Below are 23,020 nucleotides of genomic sequence, written 5' to 3'. Positions count from 1 at the left end.
TTAATGAGAAACCCTGATATTTTTCGGTGGCCACTGTGCGCCGCATTGATGTTGACTGTGTTGGCATCCATTGCTCAGGAGGCCGATGTCGCCACGGTGGAAACCCGGCCCGCGCAATTGCAAACTGTAGCGCCAAAAATCTGGGTGCCGGGTACGGTGATTGGTCGCAACGATGCGCGCATTGCCGCCGAGGTGTCGGGCAAGCTGGTGCAGGTGGCGGAGGTGGGCGCCCGGGTGGACAAAGGAGATGTGCTGGCCCGGATTGGCGATCATGTGTTGCAGTTACAGTTGCGCGACGACCAGGCCAATATCAAAAGCCTGCAAACCAATCTGGCCTTTCTCAGCCGCCAGGTGGAGCGGGTGAATAAACTGGCTCGCACCAACAACACCGCCGAAGCGGAGCTGGATCGGTTGCAAACCGAAAAGGCCGTGTTGCAGCAACAGGTAATCGCCGCAAAAATCCGCCGCGACCGCACTCGTTACGATATTGAACGCACCCGCATCACCGCGCCCTTTGCGGGCATTGTGGTGGCGCGTTCACAGCGCCGGGGCGAGTACATCAACACTGGCGATGAAGTGGTGCGCCTGGTGAATCTGGACCAGATTGAAGTCAGTGCCCAGGCCCCGGTGAGTGTTTATCGTCATGTTCAGGACCAGTCTCCGGTGCGGGTGAAAAACGATTCCGAGGTCGTCTCAACCAGTATTCGCCGTATTGTGCCGGTGGGGGATCAGCGTTCGCGCACTTTGCAGGTGCGGGTGAACCTGACTGCAGGGCCATGGGTGATTGGCGAAGCAGTCAAGGTGGAGCTGGCCAATGGCGTCAGCAGCGAACGACTTACCGTGCCCCGCGACGCGCTGATTCTGCGCGAGCGGCAAACCTATGTTTACCGGGTGGGTGCCGACAATATCGCCCGGCAAATAGCGGTTGTCACCGGGGAAGGTGCCGGAGATTTTATTGCGGTTAGTGGAGATATTACTGCCGGTGACCGGGTAGTTGTACGTGGTGGCGAACGGTTGCGGGATGGGCAGCGGGTGGTGGTTCACTAATCGTCATTGTGTATATGGACTACTTCGGTCCTCTGGGTGGCGATCAGAGGCAGGTAGCGCTTTACTGGACACACGGTAAATACTTCCTTGTACGCTCGTATGCGACATCCCTGTCGCATACGGTCCAGAAAAGCGCTACCTACCTCTGCTCTTAACGTTAAGGGGTTGTCAAAAAGTACCCGTCATTCTGAGCGCAGCGAAGAATCTCCGGCTGGGCGAAGCCAAGAGATCCTTCGCTGCGCTCAGGATGACAAAGAAGACGCTCAGGATGACGAAGAAGACGCTCAGGATGACAGGAGATACCCCTCGGCAATCTCCATCCATTCTTCCATATCACTTTATAACTGGCCCGGTTCTGTAATCCCAAACCGCTGGGGTGCATGAGTTTCGCGCACATCTTTTCCGCGTAATTTGCCATCAACCACATATTCCTTGTCCATATGCTGCTGCGCCCAGGTAATGACTTTATCCATGGTGGGGGTGGCAACGTCAACGATATCCGCCACGCCTTTGTACACACACAGCCCCAGAGGAATGTCTTCGGTAAAGTAGCGGTTGTCAAAGTCCGGCTGCCAGCCGCCGGGTACTTCTTTAAAGGGACAGCGGAAGCCCTTATAGGCGGAGTTGGTGCGGAAGAAGGTGGTCAGGTCGGGGGCGTTGTCTTCGTACACGTAGCGGGTGAGGAAGTCGTAAATATGCGGCACCTGAATATCGTTCATACCTGCGGCTTTTAACCCATCGGCGATGGCTAGCAGCTCGGCGTTCAGGGTGTTCATCATCTCGCCGGCAGCTGCGCTCATGTCTTCGTAAAACAGCGGGTTTTCCGCCAGTGCTTCGCCCGGTTGCCAGTCTTTGCAAAGTGTATAAAGCCGGGAAGGGTGCAGTATGGCGTTTACCGGGTACAGGGTGGCGCTGAGAAAGTGGCCGCAGCTTTCAGTGTGGCCGAACAGTTTTTTGTTCAGGGCGATAATGGCATCGGTGGCGCTGGTGGGCAGCACGCCCACCCGGTAGTTGTGCTTGAATTCCTGCACTTCTACCCGTTTGCCGTAGTCGGTAATACGGCAGTTAAAAGGCATGGGCAAAATGGCAAACAGCGCCAGTTGGTCCATCAAATCTCCCAGCACTTCTCTGGCTACCCAATCAAACCCGCCCTGGCCCGGTGTCACGCCAATTGCCATGCCGGGGCGCAGGTGGGGCTTGATGGTTTGCAGCACGGTGCCGTAAGCGAACGAGGGCAGGGGCAGCAGCAGTACATCGCTGCCGGGAATAACGTCTGCCGGATCGCTGGAAATGATTTCCGGTGTTCCGGTAACCGTGCCTGCCACCGGATTGTGGGCGGCGAATTCGGCGCTAATGTGCCCCTGTTCGGCTACACCGCTGGCCATGAGCTGTGCTTCATCGCCATAGGTGGTCAGCACTCGGGTGGCAATGCCCCGGGATGGCAGCAAAGCCGCTAACACGTGGGCGGCATTGCCTCCGCCGATAATGCACACGGTGGGGTTTTCTACGTTGAATGTGGGGCTGGCGCTCATGGGCGGCTCTCTTGGAGGATGATTGTTTACCCAGCAATGATACTCGCTCCCTGTGGCAAATGGGGCTGTTGGATAAGGTATTATTACGCCTGATTGACAGAGGACAATTGCCCCTATGAGTACCGACGACGACCGCATTATCGAACTGGAAACCAGGCTGGCCTATCAGGAAGACACTATTCAGGCATTGAATCAGGTGGTGTGTAAACAACAGGATCAGTTGGATCAATTGCAATTGGCCTGTGAAACCTTGATTGAGCGTTTTAACGCTGCGGATATGAGTGCAGCAGACGGCGGTGATGCTAATGAGCCGCCGCCACCGCATTATTGAGGTCTGATTCGAATGGTGCTTATCTTAATGGAAAATTCAGTAAGTACCATTCACGGATTGAGGTTGCTTGCTTAAAGAGCGCCAATAGTCGTGCAAAAAAAAGCCCCCTGTTTCCGGGGGCAAACTCACTGTCGCGAGGGGGTATTCAGGTGAAAGGTATTTGTTTGCGTCAGGAAGAAATTCCCAGATAACGTTCCCGGCGGTTGGGTTTCAGTTTTGCCAAGTCCACCATAATCAAACCGTCGATGGCGTTTTTGAAATCCGGATCGATATTAAAACCGGCAAATTGCACGCCGTTGGGTTCGCAAATTTCGGTGTACTGCTTGTAGAGGGTAGGCACGCTGTAATTCATGTGGCTGAGCTGACTTTTTAGCGCAGTAAATTCCTCCCGGTAATCCACACCGGGGAACTGTTGTTGCAACTGTGCTTTGCGATCGCTGGCAATGGTGTAGGGCAGAGTGCAGTCCAGCAGATTTTGCAGGGCCGGAAAGTGACTGCTGTAAAAGTGCACGATCATGTCTTTGGCGTGCTGGGAGTAGGTGTCACTTAAAGTTACCGGGCCGAACAGGTAGCGGTACTCGGGGTGTTCCCGCAAAAATGCGCCGATGCCGTACCACAGGTATTCCAGGCTGCGCTTGCCCCAGTATTTGGGCTGCACAAAACTGCGCCCCAGTTCCAGGCCACGCTCAAAGTAGGGTTTCATGGCGCTGCGGTAGTTGAACAGGGTGGCGGAGTAAAGGCTGCCACTACCCATGTTTTCCAGGGCTTTGCGGGCATCGCAAAAGCGGTAAGCGCCGGCGATTTCCAGCTCGACCGGGTCCCACAACAGCAAGTGCAGGTAGTGCTGGTCGTACAGGTCATTGTCGCGGCGGCTGCCGGAACCTTCGCCCACCGCACGAAAAGCAATTTCCCGCAGGCGGCCCACTTCGCGCATGATGCTGGAGTTGGCCTGGTAGTGGTACAGGTAAATCTGTTTGTTGTCACCGGTTTCGCCCAGCCGTTTGCACTGTTCTATTTCTTCTTTCAGCAAGGCGCGGTTTTCCGGGTGGGAAACCGCCACCTCGGTGCTGAATACGCCCCGTTTACCTTTGCCAATGCGGTACAGGTGATGCTTGAACAGGCGCACTTTACCGCGCATGGGCACCGCTACCTGCTGATAACTGTCGTAGCTGATGGGTGCGCCAATGCGCATGTCGATGCAGTTACTGGCGTGGCGAAACATTTCCCGCACCCGCCACAGGGTTGACACTGGCCGCGCCATAAAACTCAGGGCGTAAAAAAACGCGGAGTTGCGACCGTCCACATACACTGGCAGCACCGGCGCTTTGGTGCTGCTGGCCAGACGCAAAAAAGTGGAGTTCCACTTTTTGTCGCGCACCCCTTTCAGGCCGGGGCGGGAGACATCGTCGGCGGGGAATACAATAAGCGCGCCTTCGTTTTCCAGCTGCTGACGAACGTCTGTCATCTGCTCTCTGCTGGTGGGATTGGCCAGCAACAGGGATTGCAGTGGCGTGATACTGGCCAACAATTCATTGGCCACCACTTTTACATCCGGGCGCACTTCGCGCACCATTTTCAGCAGGGCGAGGCCGTCCAGAGAACCGATGGGGTGGTTGGCAATAATCACAACGCGCCCGGTGCTGGGAACCGATTCCCGTTCGTTGTCCCGCACCCGGTAGCTGAAACCGAAATGGGCCAGGCACTGCTCCACAAAATCGAAACCTTCCAGGTGCGCGTAGTTGCGCTCAAACTGCGTGAAATCTTTTTCGTGAAACAGCAAACGCAACACCCGGGTAAGAGGCCGGGCGATCAGGGGTTTGTTTTCCACCGCCTTGGGGCAGTGCTGCTGAACAAGGTTGTCCACGTCGAGCATAAGCGAGCCTGTAGCCAGTTTTTCATCAAACTAGCGGGCCGCAATGACAGGCATGTATCAGATTTGTGTCAGTTTGGTGACGGGATTGAAGGGGAGTTATCGTGCTTTGGTGTCGGTGACAGGCTAAAGTGGATATTTCTACTTTACGTTGACAGCATAGCTTTACTTCTACGAAGCCCGTGGTTAAATCGAGAGCCACGAAACTTAAAAACTCATCATCGCGATGACGACTTGGGCGGTTATCTCAGACCCCGGACAACAGCGTGTTTGTCCGGGGTTCATCAAAACTTGATAAAACTTTTATCTGATGCTGCCTTACAAATTCGGATGATCAATAAACATACGCTGCCCCGCAGCCACATTTTGCATCCTTGTTTCCATACCATCCGGCCATTGAATATATAGTTCATCCACTTGAGTGGCTTCACCCAAACCAAACAGTTGCCCTGTGGGGTTTTGTGAGGTGAAGTTATTGCCGATCATCACTTCCCGTGTTTGGGTAATACCGTTAATGGTGATCTGGATACGTGCGCCAGCGGCTTCGGTATTGGGTGCCAGGCCGTTGAGTTGAACAAACAGGTGGTTGTTCTTGTTCAGATCGTTGCGGTAGTAGGAAGTGGCACTGTTTTGATCCTGCCCCCGGTGCACTTGGATGATATCCAGATCGCCATCGTTATCAAAATCGGCACAGACTACCCCTCGAGCATCTTGAGTGTCATCCAGCCCCAGACCAGAGGCGGCTTCAGTAAACACTCCTTGGCCATTGTTAACAAAGGCGCGGGTGATATCTGCTATAAAGTCGCTCTGTTGTGTCCAGCCGTTTGTCTGATAAAGGTCCAGGTCGCCATCGTTGTCGAAATCCATAAAACAGGAGCCCCAACCCCATTCTCCCTCGCGTACACCAGCTTCATCGGTAGCATCTTCAAAAGTGCCATTGCCGTCGTTGCGATACAGGCGGTTGCCTAGCCAGTCGTCTCGTTGATTGGGAGCGTAAATAGCCGACACAAACCAGTCCATATCCCCATCGTTGTCAAAATCACCAACAGTGGAGCCCATGGCGTTGTTATCGGTAATTACATTGGGATTAGTGGTGCGAAGGTATTGGCCATTTTGCAGGTTGATAAATACCTGGCTGGTATTGAAGTCACCAGAAACCACAATATCCGGGTACAAGTCTCCGTCGAGGCGTACAAAGGTGGGAGCAAAGGTATATTCCCGGTCATCTTCCCCTCCTGGCTGGGTGGTTTCCACAATAATGGACGGTGATATACCAGACTCAAGGCTGACGCTGGTAAAGCGAATGCCAGTCTGGTCAGAATCGTTGCGCCACAGGTTGCCGGTATCTCCCGGGTCGGCGGGATCCCGTTGTGTTCCCCAGTGTGTAACAAACATATCAAGATCGCCATCCAGATCGTAATCGCCAAAAGCGGCGGAGATATTGTGAGTATCTGTCAGGGCGTCCAGACCGGAGGTGGCGGTAACATTGGTAAAGGTACTATCACCGTTATTGGCAAATACCAGAGACGGGTCACCAATAATACCGCCAATAAACAAGTCCAGATCCCTGTCGCCATCTATATCGGCAAAGGTAGGGCCGCTGTGTCGATAGTTTTCGGTGTTCGATTTGGTAAAAGCGAGGCCAGCTTCTGCTGCAATATCGGTAAATGCCCCATTGCCATCGTTGCGATAGAGCAGATTGGGGCCAATATCACCGCGCACAATAAACAGATCGATATCTCCGTCGCTATCGTAGTCTCCGGCGGCTACGCCACCGCCAAAATCCTCTACGGCCCTGAGAAAATCATTAACACTGGGGCTCTGGTAGCCGTGTTCGTAGGCAATGCCACTAGAAGCAGTGGCATCTATAAACTGCTGGCCGCTGGTAATTGGTGGGCCGGGTTCTCCAGGTGTTGGTGTTGGAGTTGGAGTAGGTGTAGGGGTGGGAGTTGGTGTAGCCGCTGGCTGGGTATTGCCACTGCCGCCCCCACCGCCACAGGCAGTCAGTAAAAGCATCAGTGAAGATACCAGTAATGCAGGTTTAAACGGCCATGTATAGGGCTTGGTAATGCTGAAATTCATAATCCCCTCGTGCAGGTTGAACGTATTTTTATGATTTTACATTTGATTGGAATAATCAATATCGATAGCTAAATAACGGCTCAGAGAATGGAACTTTACGAAACCGAACAATTGTTTATCTAGGTAGTTCAATCCAACGATATAGCTTGTGGTGAAAAAATTTAATTGTTTTATAGGGTATCCGTGGAGTTATAGTTGTGAGAGATGACGTGCTGCGGCTGGGCGGGTATTCGCCTGAAGATGCAGAGCATGGTCAGTTTCTGTAGGGTGGATTAGCCGAAGGTGTAATCCACCGTTTGATACTGATGGTTATCCATACAGGGTTTGCAGATAATCCGCCTTACGACAATCATAAACCTTATATTTTGACAAAAGTTACAGTAGATGTTGTAACTCAGCGTAGCTAAAACGCAGTGCCTGTAGCACATATTTGCGCACCATGCTTTCCGAAACACCCATGGACTGGGCAATTTCGCTGTAGCTTTTGCCCTGGATTTTATATTGCGTGAAAGCGACACGGCATTTTGGCGACAGTTGTGCCAGGCATTTTTGCAATTCGTTAAGGGTTTGCCGGGATTGTTGTATCCGTTCCGGTGATAGCTGGTGGATACCTTGATGACTGTCATCTTCCGGGTTTGCTACAACCTCTGGTGAGCGCTGGCTGCGCCGATAGCGGTCAATGGCTATGTTGCTGGCAATGCGTTGCAGGTAGGAGCGTAAATAACTGTGAGTGTCGGGCTCATCCAGGCGCAACAGACGAACGAAAGCCTCTTGTACCACTTCTTCGGCATCCTCTTCAGATACGCCAAACTTCATGACATGCCGCAACATCCACACTCGGTGTTGAGTGTAGAGGCGAGTGTAATACGCAGTATGATCGCCTTTTTCCTCAATTCCTTGGCGAGATAGCATGGTTGCCAAGTCTTCTTTGTTGGCACCAGATTGTCGTAAGGTCATGGCTGTTCGTATAAAGTTACGCGCTTTGCTGTGCTGAAGATTAGCTTATCTTTATATTTTCAGCAATTTTCCGTGCCGTGTTCCCAAAATTGATGTCTTGTTCGTAAGTTATATGTAGGGGCAGAAATTCTGCTGCTTTGTGTTTTTTGTATAATACCGCCCAATATTGGTTGGGAAAGAATCTTTGAAGGTTATTCATGGAAAACAACTTGCTACCGGAAGAACTGGAGCGCATTGAAGGCGAAGCCGCCGACTGGTTGCTTACCATGAATGATGGCAGTTTATCGGATGAGACTCTTGCCCAGTGGCGCAGCTGGATTGATGCCAGCCCACACCACAGGGATTGCTACGAAAAGATGCTGAAGCTGTGGTCACTGGCAGACCAGTTGCCTGAGGGGGCTGGCGTTCAGGAGGAAACAAATGTTATTGCCCTTCCTGCCCGAAAGCCCCGTTGGTTGTGGCAATCAATGGCTGCCGCCGCCGCTCTGGTAATGGCGGTTGTTCTTTTGTTCCCCAAAACTGAATCTGTCCCCATTACAGCTCTGGGTTCCATTACCGGGCTAAAAACCGCTACTGCCGAGCACGCCAGCCATAAAATGCCGGATGGTACGGTTATTGAACTGGGTGCTGATTCCAGGATTCAGCTGGCCTATAGCGATACCGAGCGCAAGGTTTTCCTGGTTAAAGGTGAAGCCAGTTTCGATGTGGCAAAAGATCCGGACAAGCCTTTTATCGTCTCGGCGGGGGCTGGTCAGTACATGGCGTTGGGTACGGTATTTAATGTAGAACTGACCAGTAATCATTCTACTCTTACGGTTGTGGAAGGTGTTGTGCAAGCCCGATTGCGCGACACGAATGACGCTGCTTATGACGGTACCAATTTCCCGCGTTTGGTTGCCAATGAGTCTGTGACAGTGACTGCGGATGGAACGGTCGGTGATGTTCACAAAGTGGATGCCAGCTCCATGATTGCCTGGCAGAAAGGTCAGTTGGTATTTGTTGATCAACCATTTCAGGAAGTATTTGAGCGCCTCAACCGCTATCGGGAAACGCCGGTGGTGATTGCTGACGAACTCAAACAGCTGCGTTATACAGGCTCTGTTCATAAAGATAATATGGATTCGATGATCTCCCTGTTGCCGGAAGTGTTCCCTGTCCGGGTTGTCAACAATCCAGATGGTGTTTACCTGACTTCCAGGCAATAATATTTCTTTTCTGCCAATGTAATAGCATGGCGTTTTGCAAAAAAACTATTCTTTCTGTTCCCAAAATTAACTGTTTGTTCGTATGTATAGGGTAGGCCAGTTTGATTGCTGGCTTAACTCTACAGAAAACCCGTATGGGTAAGAATCAAAAACAGATAGTGAGGGAAAACCATGAGCGTCAAATCAGCAAATTCGCAGTTCCGGGTAATAGCCAAGCAGAATAAATTATCTAATGCGATCTGTTGTGCCAGTAAAAAGTTGGCTGTATCGACATTACTTGCCTCTGTTGCCTGTACCAGTTGGGCGGGTGCAGCGGATGTGCGTGAATTTTCTATTAAAGCCCAGCCATTGAATGAGGCACTGGTCAAGTTCTCTACACAAAGTGGTTTGCAGCTAGTGGTTAATGGCGACGCGGTGCGCCAGTTTAAAGCTCCTGAGCTTTCCGGGGAACTGCGCAGCGACACAGCATTGGCCCAGTTGCTTTCCGATAGTGGATTGATTTACCAGTTCCGCGAAGACGATACCGTTGTAATCAAAGAGGCGGAGGGTTCTGAACCAGCAAAAAAGTTGACCGCCGCTAAAGCGGATGAAGAGGTGATTGTTACCGGTAGTCGCCTGGCTACTGACCCGGGAAAAATAGCAGCGCAATTTATCAGTTATGACGAGGCTTATATCAAGGTATCTGGTGAAACTACATTGGAGCGTTTTTTGCGCCGTTTACCTCAGAACTTCCAGAGCACAACAGAGTTTGCAGGGAGTCAACTTAATAATGCCACTAACCTGACCGGTGCTTCCACAGTTAACTTGCGCGGGTTTGGCAGTAACTCAACCCTGATTCTGGTAGATGGTCGCCGCCGTGGTAGTAATGGCCTGCTGGGTGGGGTGACAGATATTAGTGGTATTCCGCTATCCCAAGTGGAACGGGTTGAGGTTGTTCTGGATGGTGCCTCAGCTATTTATGGTTCCGATGCGGTGGGTGGTGTGGTTAATATCATCACGAAAAAGGATTATCAGGGCATTATCGCCGGTATTGAATACATCGAGCCGGATGTGGGCGCTTTTAATGAGTACAAGTTTACTCTGAGCGGTGGTGCCGAATGGGGGGGGGGTAGCTGGGCATTTAACTACGAATACAACCAGCATACAGGGCTGGTGTCTGATGACAGTCGCTTGGGCTTGATTGATCCACAAACAGCTTCTTTGAATCTTTTTAACGTTCCCAGAGCAGGCTTTGACCCTCAGGTGGTTGGTTCGGTACCGCTGTTTTATTCAGATGGCAGTGGCAACAACATCACTGTCGATGCATTTAATGCTCTTGATCCTGCGGATCAGGCCGCGTTTACTGGCATCAATGTCGCTACATTGCCAGCTGGCTTTAATGAAAACAGTAGTCTTAACGATATTGTTACCCTGATGGCCACCGACAACTCGGTAACTGGTACCGGTGAGGCGGATGCAGGTACTCTGTTGCTGCCAGAGCGTGAGAGTCACGCTTTTGGTGTCAGTGTCAACAAGGATTTAGACAACGGTCTTTCTTTGTTTGGCTCAGTGAATTACAGCACTCGTGACACTCTCACTGGTGGCGCTTTGCCCACAGTTTCCAGTCGGGTGGATGACGGCAACCCATTTAACCCATTTGCTCAGACTTTTTCTTATGTGGCTATTCTGCCAGATGGTGGGCGCAACTTTAGCGATACAGACTCTGACCAATGGGACTTTGCCTTTGAGATAAACGGTGATTTTAATGACGAGTGGTCCTGGTCTGCCGATGCTACATACAGCCGCAGTACCCTGGATTCTGTGCGTGCGCCGCGTCTGGATACGACAACCCTGGCTGCTGGCTTGCTGAGTAATGGTGGTACAGAAGAAGTCTCTGTGCCGGTCGGTGCACCCTCACCATCTGCAGACTGTGTGTTTAATCGTACTCAACCGGGTGTTTTTGGCGCTCCCCCCACGGATGTGTACGATTGCCCGGAACCCGATCCCATCAGTCCGTTTGGCAGTTTGAATGGATTTATTTTGCCAGAACAATTGGCCAGCACCCGCAATGAACTCACCACTGTGGGTGCCACGATTAATGGTTCCCTGTTTTCACTACCTGCTGGTGATGTGTCGGTAGCTGTCGGATTTGAATGGCAAAGTCGCAAAATCAACTCTTCTTCTGAGTTTAGCGTGAGTGTAGTGGATACTTCTTCAGTGGGCGCAAATCCATTTGATGCCAGTATCAGCCGTGATTCACAGGCGGCTTTTGTGGAAGGTTTGGCGCCACTGGTTGGAGAGGCTAACTCCATCCCGTTTGTGCAGTCGCTGGATATTACTTTCTCCGGGCGTTATGACTCCTACGATGCACCGGATGCAGTGCGCAATATCGATGTGCCTCTGGATTTGAGTGACCCAGTGGCGGTTGCGGAGTTTGAAGCCTTTAACAGCCCGGTTGCCATTGGTGGCGATAGCACCTGGGGCGCGGGTTTGATTTGGGGTTTGAATGACCAGGTAAGAGTGCGTGCCAACTGGCAGACTGCCTTCCTGGCACCGCAGTTGAACCAGTTATTCCGTTCCACTGACCCTCGCTTTAGCAGAGGTTTCGCCTTTATCTTCGTGGAACAACCCGATGGTGGTCTGGCATTCAGGCCTTTTGATCAGATACTGGGTGGTGGTAACCCGCAGCTGGAAAACGAAACCAGTCGCTCCCGAACCATTTCGCTGGAATTTACCCCGGACTTTTTGCCGGGCCTGACAGCCAGCATTGCCCACGCAGAAACCCGTTATATCAACCGTATCGGGTCACTAAACAGCAATGGTGCCATTATTCCCCTGGAGGATTTCCAAAATAATCTGTTCCCCAGTGATTTGTTTGTGGAGCTGGATGAGAACGGCGATCTGGTCAGCCTGGGACTGGATACACGGCTTAAAAACGCGGCGCTGGTTGAACGCTCCGGTTTTGATGCCCGTTTGAATTACGTGGCGAATACCGATGTTGGCTCTTTTGCATTTGACTGGTCATTCTCCCGGATTAGCAGCCAGGATTCGCGCCCGGACATTACCGACCCGGATGTGGACGTTGTGGGTGAAAGCACCGACAGTCGATTCTTTCCGGTGCCTGAGAATTCTTCCAATCTGCAAGCCAGTTGGGAGAACAGAGGCATGACCGTTGCCCTGAGTGCTAACAGACGCACTGATACGGCTCAGATCACCCTGAATTCCAGTGATGAAGTCGCCTTTATTCGCAATACCAAGTCCGCAGATATTGTCAATCTGACACTGAGCTACGACTTTGAGACGGGCGACCTGTTTAATACCCCGGCCTGGATGAGCGGCGTTGTCGGTACCTTGGGTATTGAAAACTTGACCGATTCATTCAGTGAAAGCACCACATTGAATGTGGATACTGGAGAGTTACAGGTTAGCAGGGCCAATGCGTTCACCGCTTTGGGTCGCGGGCGAGTATTCAATCTGCGTTTGCAGAAAGAGTTTTAATCGCTCTGAGTAGTTAACAATGAGTACACAGGGATGTGTGTTGTTTTTATATGGTGCTCTGGCATAGGGATGATGTTGTCGGGTACCTTATTTTATCTCGTTTTGGAGGGTGATAATGCGTAAATTTTTTGTATCAATGGCATCTTTGAGTGTGTTTTTGGGTGCTTGCAATGTCGATGAGGCAAATAACTCCCAGGTGATTGCGGTATCTTCTGCTGCTGGTGTTCAGTCGGTGCAACAGGCGCAAGGTCAGACATTTACATTGTCTGGCGACCTGTCTTCACAATATATCAATGGTAATCTGGTGGTATGGATCGATGAGCCCAAGCAAAAGGCCGCTTCGACCAAAACTGCAGTAACCGGCACGGCAGCTGCAACCAGCATGTCAGCGGCTAGCAGTATGTCTGCAGCCAGTACCAAAAAAGCCGAAACGAAAGCGCAATCCGGTAGCGGAGCCAAAGCCATGGGGTCTGCCATGTCTATGAGCAGTGCTGGTAGCGGTAATAATGCACTCTACAATAGCCTTAACATTGTTGCCGAAACCAAGCTGGAAAACGGAAAATTTACTCTGTCTGGTGAGGTAGATAATGTGCGTCGCGTGTATTTTTACGTTCTGGATGCTATCTCTCCCGAAGGGGGCAGAATAGGACCCCTCAAAGGCCAGGGTTTTATTTTGGAACCGGGTAATCTGACCATGAGCCTCAACGAATTTTCTCGCTTTGCAGTGACCGGTGGCAAGTACAATGATGCGGTGTATAACTCCTGGAAACTGTCACCGGAATACAAGGCGACTGAGCTAGAAATGTACACATCGTATCGCACTGTAGAAAATGAGTCGGAAGAACAGAAGCGTATGCGTCTGGATAAAGCAGCGGCAGCGCAAAACAAACTGTTTGAATTGGAAAAACAAGGCCGGGAAAAAGTAGCACTGACCCACCCGGATATTCTCGCTCGCAAGCTGGCCATACAAACCGTTTGGCTGGGTGGTCGCTGGATGTTGGATGCGGCTTACAAAATACGCGAAGCGGCCCCTGAAGATCCATGGGTGAATGAGTTTATTGCCAGTCAGGAAAGTTATTACGCCAAGCGCGAGCGCAATAAAAAGATTGGTAAAGTTGGTGGAGATATCAAAGATTTCGATGCCGTTACGCTGTCCGGTGAAACGATTTCCCTCCAAGACGTGCGGGGTAAAAACAAATACGTTCTGCTGGAGTTCTGGGCATCCTGGTGCGGGCCCTGTCGTGCGGAGATTCCTCATATGAAACAAGCCTACGAAAAATTCAGCGATAAAGGTTTTGAGATATTCTCCTTCACCATTGACGACGATAAAGACGACTGGGCCGGAGCTTCAGAGCAGGAACAGATGCCTTGGATCGATACCGGTTTTGGCAGCGAAAGCGAGCCTACAAAAATATATGAAGTAACCGGTGTGCCAGCTAATTATCTGGTGGATGGTGCAACCGGCAAGGTGGTTGCCAGGAATTTGCGTGGTCACAAGCTGGATGAAAAACTGGAAGAGTTGTTTAACTGATTTGGTGAACGCAAGTGTCGCATTCAATAGGGGCTCGGGGCCAGCATCCCTGCTGGCTACGGTCACATCAGGCAATACCCAATTCATGTTTTGAGCGTTTACGGGACATCAATGACACAACCTATAAGTCTGTCGGTTTAATAAATCATAAAGTATAGCCACCGTGCGGTGGATTACGCTTTCAGCTAATCCACCCTACAGTTTTACCAATACCGGTGGCTCTGAAGGACAGGTTATCCGCCTTTCTGCTCCGTCAACCACACCGCCGCTTCCACCCGTGAGCGCATATGCAGTTTGTGCAACAGGCGTTTGACGTGCACTTTTACGGTGCCTTCGGTGATGTCCAGTTTGCGGGCGATCATTTTGTTGCTGAGGCCGCCGGCGATCAGTTTGAGTACTTGCTTTTCCCGTTTGGTAAGGCTGTCGTAGGCAGGGCGGTCGCTGTTGTCGCGCTGTTGCAGGGCCATGGCCAGGGCTTCGGTGAGTTTGTGGCTGATGGCCATTTTGCCGTTGGCGGCGGAGCGAATGTTTTCCACCAGTTGCTCCGGTTCCATGTCTTTTAACAGGTAGCCATCGGCGCCGGTTTTCAGGGCTTTGACCACATCTTCCCGGTCTTCGGATACGGAAAAGACAATAATGCGCGAGCTGACGCCGGCGTCCCGCAGGCTGGCGATGGTTTCAAAACCGTCCATCTCCGGCATGTTCAAATCCACCAGAATCAAATCCGGATCGAGTTTCCGGGCCAGCTCCACTCCCTGCTTTCCGCTGCCTGCTTCGCCCACGGTGTTGAGGTCGTCTTCCAGTTCCAGCAGTTGGATCAAACCTCGGCGCAGGGTGGGGTGGTCGTCGATAATCAGAATGTCGGCAATAATGTCGCTCATGGTGTTACCTGTTCATGGTGCCTGTTATTAAGGAGTTCACAAGATAGGTGACATGGACTTTTCAAGACCGTCAGCGGCAAGGAAGCCGCTGACGAGCGTACAGGGATGCTTACCTTAAAGCGAAAGTCACAGCGTGTCTTGAAAAGCCCATGTCGCCTATCCAACGTACGTTTTAGCAGTCAGTTAGGGGGGGTTAACAACAAGTTCGCTTTTTACAAAGTCGGGGCAGAAGCGCAGCAGCAGTGTGGTGCCGCCAAGCTGGTTTTTGTGCAATTGCAGTCGGGCGCCCAATTTGCTGGCCCGTTCCCGCAGTATCACCATGCCAAAGTGGTTTTCCTTTTCCGGGTTGTCGGGAATGCCGATGCCGTTGTCTTGCAGTTGCACTTCAATATCGCCGCTTTGCAGTTGTTGCAGGCACAGCTGCGCTTCTTTGGCCTGGGAGTGTTGTACTACATTTGATAGCCCTTCGCGGATGATCTGGAGCAAGTGAATGTCTTCATTCGGTGTTAGCGGGCAATGTTGTAACTGGTAATCCAGTTCTATGTGTGTACTGCCGCGCTCGTTAAATTCCGCGACAGCAGCGGCGATGCCGTTACCCAGTTCCGCCTGTTCCGGTTTCAGGCGGAAGGTGGTAAGCAGGTCGCGCAGTTGCCGGTAGGCGGTGTTGAGCCCTTGCTGCAAGTCGTCCAGTGCCGAAAAAATTACCACTTCTGCCGCACCGCGCTGATACAGCTTGCGGGTGCGGGCGACCTGCATTTTCTGGTAGGACAGGGATTGCGCCAGAGAATCGTGCAGCTCTCTGGCAATCACCGCACGTTCTTCCATCAACAACAGTTTGGAGGCCTGATCCGCCTGGCGGCTGATACCGATGCTGCTGGCAATAATGTCGGTGATGGTATCCAGCAGCTGACGCTGATTGTCGTCCAGGGTGCAGCCGTCTGCCGGCTCCACCAGTATGTGTCCGTAGTGATCGGACTTGGTGGCCACCGCCACTTTGTGCAAATGGGTACCGTTGAGGCGAATGGAATCGCCACTGCCCAGCTGCTTGGGAATGCATTCGTGGCAGTTAGGGGCGCTGCAGAATGGCGGTTTGCCGGAGTGGTCAGAGGTCAGGTATTGATAGGCGTTACTGGCCCCTTCTTTGATCAGGCAGAGAATGGCCCGTTTGATGCCTGCGGCCCGCTGCAGGTTTTCCACCACTTTGGGCAGGCGCTGTTGCAGATCCTGGGCGCTGCAATTCAATTCGCGAGTGGATTCAAACAGCAGTTGCAGGGCCTGGTTGCTGCGTTGCAGTTGTTGGGTTTTGGCCTCTACCCGTTGCCCCAGTTCGTTGTAGAGCTGCGACAGTTCGGTGGCCATTTCGTTGAGGGTTTGGCTCAGCAGCCCCAGTTCATCCGGGTGTTGGTAGTCAAATTGTGCTGACAGGTCTTTGGCCCCCAGCCTTTGCGCGGTAGCCATCATTTGCCGCAGTGGAACCGCGACTTTTTTGTTGAGGCTGTACAGGGTGATAAAAACAACCACCAGGGTAATCGCCAGGCTGAATATTTGTATGGTGGTCAAAATACCGATTTTGGCTTCGGTGTGTTGTTCCAGCAGTTTCACCATGCTGTCGATTTCCGACACAAACTGCGCCACTTGTTGCAGGTAAGCAGTTACGTTGCCTTCAATCACCAGGGGGCGCAGCTCACCATTCCAGCGCTGGGCTATAGATTCATAGGCCACCCGCAGCTCACGATTGCCCTGGGCGGTGGCGCTGGCCAGTTCCGAACGGGCGTAGCGCTGGGCAAATTCGTCCGCCAGCGCCATGCGCTGTTGCGGCTCCATGGAGGACGATTGCAACTGCGAGGCAATACGCCAACTGTGCATACGCAGGGAGCCGGCATCGTTGATGGCGGCGGCGTCGCCGCTGGTGGAGTCCGCAACCCAGCTGGAGCCGACGATGTTCAGTAATACCATCAGGGCAATGCCCACCATCGCCAGGGCAATGCGCCGGGTCAGGGGTTTGCGAACAGGGTGTTTGGTGGCCATGAATTGCCTCGTTGTGATGCCGGCCTTCATTGTGCCGTTATGTGAGAGTGGCCGGATACCCATACCCCCAAAGAACAGCGCCTTTGTTTTTCTTTTTGTGCAATTCAAATTATTTGAAAAAAGAAGAACAAAATCAATTGTTTATCCAATATCTTCCGATACCACTTAGGTGGTATGAGCGCCCTTTGTAACAGAGTCTCCCCAGTGCCCAGTTGATACAGGTCATGTTTGCCGCAGCAGTCATTTTCTTTAATGCCATCAGAAATTGCTTATGGCGCTCCGAAAGTTCTGGCTGAAACGGAGTGTGTGAAGTGCGGAGTTTGACGTTGGACGTTTGATGTTCGACGAAGTGCGGGCCTGTCGTCCAACGTCAAACCTCTAACGTCGAACGAATATTTTCATCTAAGCACCGGAGGACATCATGTCCGATATTAAAAACTGGAACGTAGAAGATCCGGCCTTTTGGGAGAACGAAGGCAAAAAAGTCGCCACCCGCAACCTGTGGATTTCCATCCCCAGTTTGTTGTGTGGTTTCGCGGTATGGCTCTATTGGGGAATTATTACGGTTCAAATGCTGAACCTGGGTTTCCCGTTTGCCAAGTCGGAGCTGTTTACGCTGATGGCCATTGCCGGTTTGACCGGTGCCACTCTGCGCATTCCCAGCAGCTTTTTCGTGCGCTTGTGCGGCGGCCGAAATACCATCTTCTTTACCACCGCACTGCTGATTATTCCGGCGCTGGGCGCGGGCATGGCATTGAGCAACCCGGAAACACCCCTGTGGCAGTTCCAGTTGCTGGCGCTGCTGTCCGGTTTTGGTGGCGGTAATTTCGCCAGCTCCATGTCCAACATCAGCTTTTTCTATCCGAAAAAAATGCAGGGTCTGGCTCTGGGCCTGAATGCGGGCCTGGGTAATTTTGGCGTGACCACCATGCAGATTCTGGTGCCACTGGTGATGACCTTTGGCCTGTTCGGTGCGTTGGGTGGCGAATCCCGCGAGTTGGTGAATACCTCCGGCACGCTGATTGGCAAAATTCCCGCCGGTTCTGAAACCTGGATTCAAAACGCCGGCCTGGTGTGGTTGTTGTTTCTGGTGCCGCTGGCGTTCTTCGGCTGGTTCGGCATGAACAATATCCGCACCCAGGAGGTGTCACCGGATATCGGCAACCCGGTAAATTCTTTCTCCATCATTACCGGCATGTTGCTGATTGGCTTTTTCACCGCCGCTGCCGGCCTGTGGATGATGCTGCCGGAAAGCGCCAACGGTTCCGGCTGGGGCGTACCCAAGGAAATTGTGCTGCTGTTTGTGATTACCGCCACCGTACTGTTGCTGAAAATGCTGCCGGGGCAGGTGGGCAGTAACCTCAAGCGCCAGTACAAAATTTTTGGCAACAAGCACACCTGGGCCATGAGTGTGATTTACACCATGACGTTTGGCTCCTTTATTGGCTACTCCGCCGCCTTTGCCCTGTGCATCAAAGTGGTATTTGGTTTCAGCCATGTGGTGGGTGCCGACGGTGTGATGACTCACGACACCATTAACGCCAACGGCCCCAGCGCTTTGATGTACGCCTGGATGGGCCCCTTTATTGGCGCACTGATTCGCCCCCTGGGTGGTTGGGTGTCCGACAAAATTGGCGGTGCCAAGGTGACCCAGATTATCTCATTCGTGATGGTTGGCTGTGCCCTGGGTGTGGCTTATTACCTGAAGCAAGCCTACGCCTCTGCTACCCCGGAAGACTACTTTGTACCGTTCTTTGTACTGTTCCTGGTGCTGTTTGCTGCCACCGGTATAGGCAACGGCTCCACCTTCCGCACCATCGCCATGGTGTTCCCCAAAGAACAGGCTGGCCCGGTGTTGGGCTGGACCTCTGCGGTAGCCGCCTACGGTGCTTTCTACATCCCCAAAGTGTTCGGCGAGCAGATTAAAGCCACCACACCGGAAGCCGCGTTAATCGGTTTCGCCATCTTCTACGGAGTGTGCATCCTGATTAACTGGTGGTTCTACCTGCGCAAGAATGGGGAGTTTTATAACCCCTAAAAAGTAGTCGCACGTCGCACGTCTGACGTCGCACGCTTTGAATGGAGCTTTGTAGATAGGGCAACGGCCCATCAAGCATCCAGCTACGAAGCTCCAAGTTTGAACAGGCGAAAGCCTTATTACAGGGTGCTTGGTTTTAGCGTGCGACGTGCGACGTCAGACGTGCGACCACTCATTAAATACGACACGGTGCAAAACCATGAGTCATTTATTAGACAGATTACAGTTCTTCAAACGCAAGCAAAGCGAATTTTCCAATGGCCACGGCGAGGTGACTCGCGAAAGCCGGGAGTGGGAAAACAGCTACCGCCAGCGCTGGCAGCACGACAAGGTTGTGCGGTCGACTCATGGCGTTAACTGCACCGGCTCCTGCAGCTGGAAAATTTATGTGAAAAACGGCCTGATTACCTGGGAAACCCAGCAGACCGATTACCCGCGCACCCGCCCGGAACTGCCCAACCACGAACCCCGTGGCTGCCCCCGGGGTGCCAGTTATTCCTGGTACATCTACAGCGCCAACCGTTTGAAATACCCCATGGTGCGCAAGCCGCTGTTAAAGCTGTGGCGTGAGGCCCGCAAGCACTACGACAACCCCATGGAAGCCTGGGCGTCTATCGTTGAGGACAAGGAAAAAACCGCCAGCTATAAATCCAAACGCGGCATGGGCGGTATGGTGCGTTCCTCCTGGAACGAGGTGAATGAAATTATCGCCTCCGCCAATGTGTACACTGCCAAGAAATTTGGCCCGGACCGCATTATCGGCTTCTCGCCCATTCCCGCCATGTCCATGGTGTCTTACGCTGCGGGGTCCCGTTACATGTCGCTGATTGGTGGCGTGTGCATGAGTTTTTACGACTGGTACTGCGACCTGCCACCGTCTTCCCCCATGGTGTGGGGTGAGCAGACCGATGTGCCGGAATCCGCCGACTGGTACAACTCCAACTACATTATTGCCTGGGGTTCCAATGTGCCCCAGACCCGCACCCCGGACGCCCACTTCTTTACCGAAGTGCGTTACAAGGGCGCCAAAACCGTGGCCATTACTCCGGACTTTTCCGAAGTGGCCAAGCTCACCGACCAGTGGCTCAACCCCAAACAGGGCACCGATGCCGCCATCGGCATGGCGTTTGGCCATGTGATCTTGAAAGAATTCCACCTGGAAAATCCCAGCGAATACTTTACCGATTACGTGCGCCGCTACTCCGATATGCCCATGCTGGTGATGCTGGAAAAAGACGGCGATTCAAATCACCTGAAAAGTACCCGCTTCCTGCGTGCTTCCGACTTGGCAGACAACCTTGGCCAGGACAACAACCCGGATTGGAAAACCATTGCCATCAACGAAACCGATGGTCAACTGGTTTCCCCGCAGGGCGCCATTGGTTACCGCTGGGGCGAAGAAGGCAAGGGCAAATGGAATATCGAAGCCCGTGAAGGCGGCGAGGGCAAAGACACCAAGCTGCAACTTTCCCTGATCGATAATAACGAACTGGCCGAAGTGGGCTTCCCGTACTTTGCCGGCGAAGAGCACGAATTCTGGCAGCACAAAGAGGGCGACGACATTCAGGTGCGCAACGTGCCTTGCCGCACTCTGACACTGGCAGATGGCAGCGAGGCCAAAGTCGCCACCGTGTACGACCTGATGATGGCCAACTATGCCATTGATCGCGGCCTTGGCGGTGACAACGTAGCCAGCAGCTACGACGACGAAAACGTGCCCTACACCCCCGCCTGGCAGGAAAAAATCACCGGCGTCAGCCGCGATAAAGTGATTCAGGTGGCCCGTGAATTTGCCACCACCGCCGACAAAACCAAAGGCAAGGCCATGGTGATTGTCGGTGCCGCCATGAACCACTGGTACCACATGGACATGAACTACCGCGGCCTGATCAACATGCTGATCATGTGTGGCTGTGTGGGTCAGTCCGGTGGTGGCTGGGCGCACTATGTGGGCCAGGAAAAACTGCGCCCGCAAACCGGCTGGCTGCCTCTGGCCTTTGGCCTGGACTGGCACCGTCCGCCGCGCCATATGAACTCCACCTCGTTCTTCTACAACCACAGCTCCCAGTGGCGTCACGAAAAAGTCAGCATTCACGAAGTGCTGTCGCCCCAGGCGAACAAGGCGGATTACCCGGAGGCGATGCTGGATTACAACATCAAGGCCGAGCGTATGGGCTGGCTGCCCAGTGCACCGCAGATTAACCAAAACCCGCTGGATGTGACCAGGGCGGCAGAAGCGGCGGGCATGGAGCCCAAAGACTATCTGGTGCAGCAACTGCAAAGCGGCAATATTCAATTTGCCGCCGAGCAGCCGGACAACCCGGCCAACTTCCCGCGCAATTTGTTTATCTGGCGTTCCAATTTGTTGGGGTCTTCCGGCAAGGGCCACGAGTACATGCTCAAGTACCTGCTGGGCACCAAAAACGGCGTGCTCAATGAAGACAACAAAAAACGCGGCAACGGTGTAATACCGGAAGAAGCAGAGTGGCTGGACGAAGGTGCTCAGGGCAAACTCGACCTGGTGACTACCCTGGACTTCCGCATGTCCTCCACCTGTATGTATTCCGACATCGTATTGCCTACCGCTACCTGGTACGAAAAAGACGATTTGAATACCTCGGATATGCACCCCTTTATTCACCCGCTGTCGAAAGCCGCCGACCCAGCCTGGGAAGCGCGCTCCGATTGGCAGATTTACAAAGGCATTGCCAAGGCGTTTTCCGAAGTGGCCGCTGCCAACAACAACCTGGGGGTGGAAAAAGACATCGTTACCGTACCGATGCTTCACGACACTCCGGGGGAGTTGGCGCAACCCTTCGACGTGAAAGACTGGAAGCACGGCGAGTGCGATCTGGTGCCCGGCAAAACCGCCCCCAATATGGTGGTGGTGGAACGGGATTACCCCAACACCTACAAAAAATTCACCTCCGTTGGTCCGCTGCTGGAAAAACTCGGCAACGGCGGCAAAGGCATTAGTTGGAACACCGACGAAGAAGTGGCTCTGCTCCGTGAGCTGAATTATGTGGACCACGAAGAAGGGGTATCCAAAGGCCAGCCGAAAATTGAAACCGCCATCGACGCCGCCGAAGTGGTGCTGTCGCTGGCGCCGGAAACCAACGGCAACGTATCGGTTAAAGCCTGGGATGCATTGGGCAAAATAACCGGTCGCGACCACAAGCACCTGGCGGAGCCCAAGCACGACGAGAAAATTCGCTTCCGGGATATTCAGGCCCAGCCGCGCAAAATTATTTCGTCGCCCACCTGGTCCGGCCTGGAGGACGAACACGTCAGCTACAACGCCGGTTACACCAACGTCCATGAGCTGATTCCCTGGCGCACCATCACCGGCCGCCAGCAGTTTTACCAGGATCACAAGTGGATGCAGGCTTTCGGCGAGCAGATGATCAGCTACCGGCCGCCCATCAAAACCAAAACCACCAAGCTGGTGAAGGGCACCAAGCCCAATGGCAACAAGGAAATTGAGCTGAACTGGATTACCCCGCACCAGAAGTGGGGCATTCACTCAACCTATTCCGACAACCTGTTGATGCTCACTTTGTCTCGCGGTGGCCCGATTATCTGGATGAGCGAAACCGACGCCAAATCCGCGGGCATCGAAGACAACGACTGGGTGGAAGTGTTTAACGCCAACGGTGCCATCGCCTGTCGCGCGGTGGTCAGCCAGCGGGTGATGGAGGGCATGGTGATGATGTACCACGCTCAGGAACGTATCGTGAATATTCCCGGTTCGGAAATGACGCAAACTCGCGGCGGCCACCACAATTCGGTGACTCGCGTAGTGATGAAACCCACTCACATGATCGGCGGCTACGCGCAACAGGCCTACGGGTTTAACTACTACGGCACCGTGGGCTGTAACCGCGACGAAATGGTGGTGGTACGCAAGATGGATAAAGTGGATTGGCTGGACGACGACCAATATCCGAACGGTGGGGATCTTCCCCGCCCTGTGACTTCCGACATTGAGGAGGCCTAGTCATGAAAATTCGTTCTCTGAACTTGATAAGAGCGAATGGTGCT

The 23,020-nt window shown here is 52.9% G+C and carries 13 protein-coding genes; 7 read left to right on the top strand and 6 right to left on the bottom strand.

The window, feature by feature from the left end:
- The first annotated feature begins 3 nt into the window (after positions 1-3).
- The gene (locus ACVBEJ_RS02025) at positions 4-1,047 is read left to right on the top strand and encodes an efflux RND transporter periplasmic adaptor subunit (protein WP_447127925.1); all 1,044 of its coding nucleotides are present in this window, start codon (positions 4-6) and stop codon (positions 1,045-1,047) included.
- A 338-nt stretch (positions 1,048-1,385) separates the two neighbouring features.
- On the opposite strand, the gene ACVBEJ_RS02020 is transcribed toward ACVBEJ_RS02025, so the two are convergent.
- Positions 1,386-2,579: an NAD/NADP octopine/nopaline dehydrogenase family protein gene (locus ACVBEJ_RS02020; RefSeq protein WP_447127924.1), complete on the bottom strand. Its 1,194-nt coding sequence runs from the start codon at positions 2,577-2,579 to the stop codon at positions 1,386-1,388.
- 115 nt (positions 2,580-2,694) lie between these two features.
- Between ACVBEJ_RS02020 and ACVBEJ_RS02015 the strand changes: the two genes are divergently transcribed.
- Positions 2,695-2,910: a SlyX family protein gene (locus tag ACVBEJ_RS02015; RefSeq protein ID WP_447127923.1), complete on the top strand. Its 216-nt coding sequence runs from the start codon at positions 2,695-2,697 to the stop codon at positions 2,908-2,910.
- Between the two features lie 169 nt (positions 2,911-3,079).
- Here ACVBEJ_RS02015 and ACVBEJ_RS02010 read toward each other — a convergent pair whose 3' ends face one another.
- The 3 genes from ACVBEJ_RS02010 to ACVBEJ_RS02000 form a co-directional block, all read right to left on the bottom strand.
- Positions 3,080-4,783 carry a GNAT family N-acyltransferase gene (locus ACVBEJ_RS02010; RefSeq protein ID WP_447127922.1) on the bottom strand — a complete coding sequence of 568 codons (1,704 nt, stop codon included), beginning with the start codon at positions 4,781-4,783 and terminating at the stop codon, positions 3,080-3,082.
- 315 nt (positions 4,784-5,098) lie between these two features.
- Positions 5,099-6,862: a CRTAC1 family protein gene (locus ACVBEJ_RS02005; RefSeq protein WP_447127921.1), complete on the bottom strand. Its 1,764-nt coding sequence runs from the start codon at positions 6,860-6,862 to the stop codon at positions 5,099-5,101.
- 375 nt (positions 6,863-7,237) lie between these two features.
- Positions 7,238-7,819 carry an RNA polymerase sigma factor gene (locus tag ACVBEJ_RS02000; RefSeq protein WP_447127920.1) on the bottom strand — a complete coding sequence of 194 codons (582 nt, stop codon included), beginning with the start codon at positions 7,817-7,819 and terminating at the stop codon, positions 7,238-7,240.
- A 197-nt stretch (positions 7,820-8,016) separates the two neighbouring features.
- Between ACVBEJ_RS02000 and ACVBEJ_RS01995 the strand changes: the two genes are divergently transcribed.
- The 3 genes from ACVBEJ_RS01995 to ACVBEJ_RS01985 all read left to right on the top strand — a co-directional run bounded on the left by ACVBEJ_RS01995 (position 8,017) and on the right by ACVBEJ_RS01985 (position 14,032).
- Positions 8,017-9,024, top strand: a complete 1,008-nt coding sequence (locus tag ACVBEJ_RS01995) for a FecR family protein (protein WP_447127919.1) — start codon at positions 8,017-8,019, stop codon at positions 9,022-9,024.
- A 171-nt stretch (positions 9,025-9,195) separates the two neighbouring features.
- A complete protein-coding gene (locus tag ACVBEJ_RS01990; protein WP_447127918.1) occupies positions 9,196-12,501 on the top strand; it encodes a TonB-dependent receptor domain-containing protein in 3,306 nt (1,101 codons plus the stop codon).
- A 115-nt stretch (positions 12,502-12,616) separates the two neighbouring features.
- Positions 12,617-14,032, top strand: a complete 1,416-nt coding sequence (locus tag ACVBEJ_RS01985) for a redoxin domain-containing protein (RefSeq protein ID WP_447127917.1) — start codon at positions 12,617-12,619, stop codon at positions 14,030-14,032.
- Positions 14,033-14,265: 233 nt separating this feature from the next.
- Here ACVBEJ_RS01985 and narL read toward each other — a convergent pair whose 3' ends face one another.
- Entirely contained in the window at positions 14,266-14,913 is a 648-nt protein-coding gene (gene narL / locus ACVBEJ_RS01980; protein ID WP_447127916.1) for a two-component system response regulator NarL, read from the bottom strand.
- A gap of 183 nt (positions 14,914-15,096) precedes the next feature.
- Positions 15,097-16,941: a histidine kinase gene (locus ACVBEJ_RS01975; protein WP_447127915.1), complete on the bottom strand. Its 1,845-nt coding sequence runs from the start codon at positions 16,939-16,941 to the stop codon at positions 15,097-15,099.
- A 421-nt stretch (positions 16,942-17,362) separates the two neighbouring features.
- Between ACVBEJ_RS01975 and ACVBEJ_RS01970 the strand changes: the two genes are divergently transcribed.
- Together ACVBEJ_RS01970 and ACVBEJ_RS01965 are read left to right on the top strand one after the other, a co-directional pair.
- On the top strand, positions 17,363-18,979 hold the full coding sequence (locus ACVBEJ_RS01970) for an antiporter (protein WP_447127914.1): 1,617 nt from the start codon (positions 17,363-17,365) through the stop codon (positions 18,977-18,979).
- Positions 18,980-19,178: 199 nt separating this feature from the next.
- Positions 19,179-22,976, top strand: a complete 3,798-nt coding sequence (locus tag ACVBEJ_RS01965; protein ID WP_447127913.1) for a nitrate reductase subunit alpha — start codon at positions 19,179-19,181, stop codon at positions 22,974-22,976.
- Positions 22,977-23,020: the final 44 nt, after the last annotated feature.

It is taken from the genome of Porticoccus sp. GXU_MW_L64 (assembly GCF_052983295.1).
Note: the sequence above shows the minus strand (reverse complement) of the source record. Positions and strands in the feature narration are given on the sequence as shown.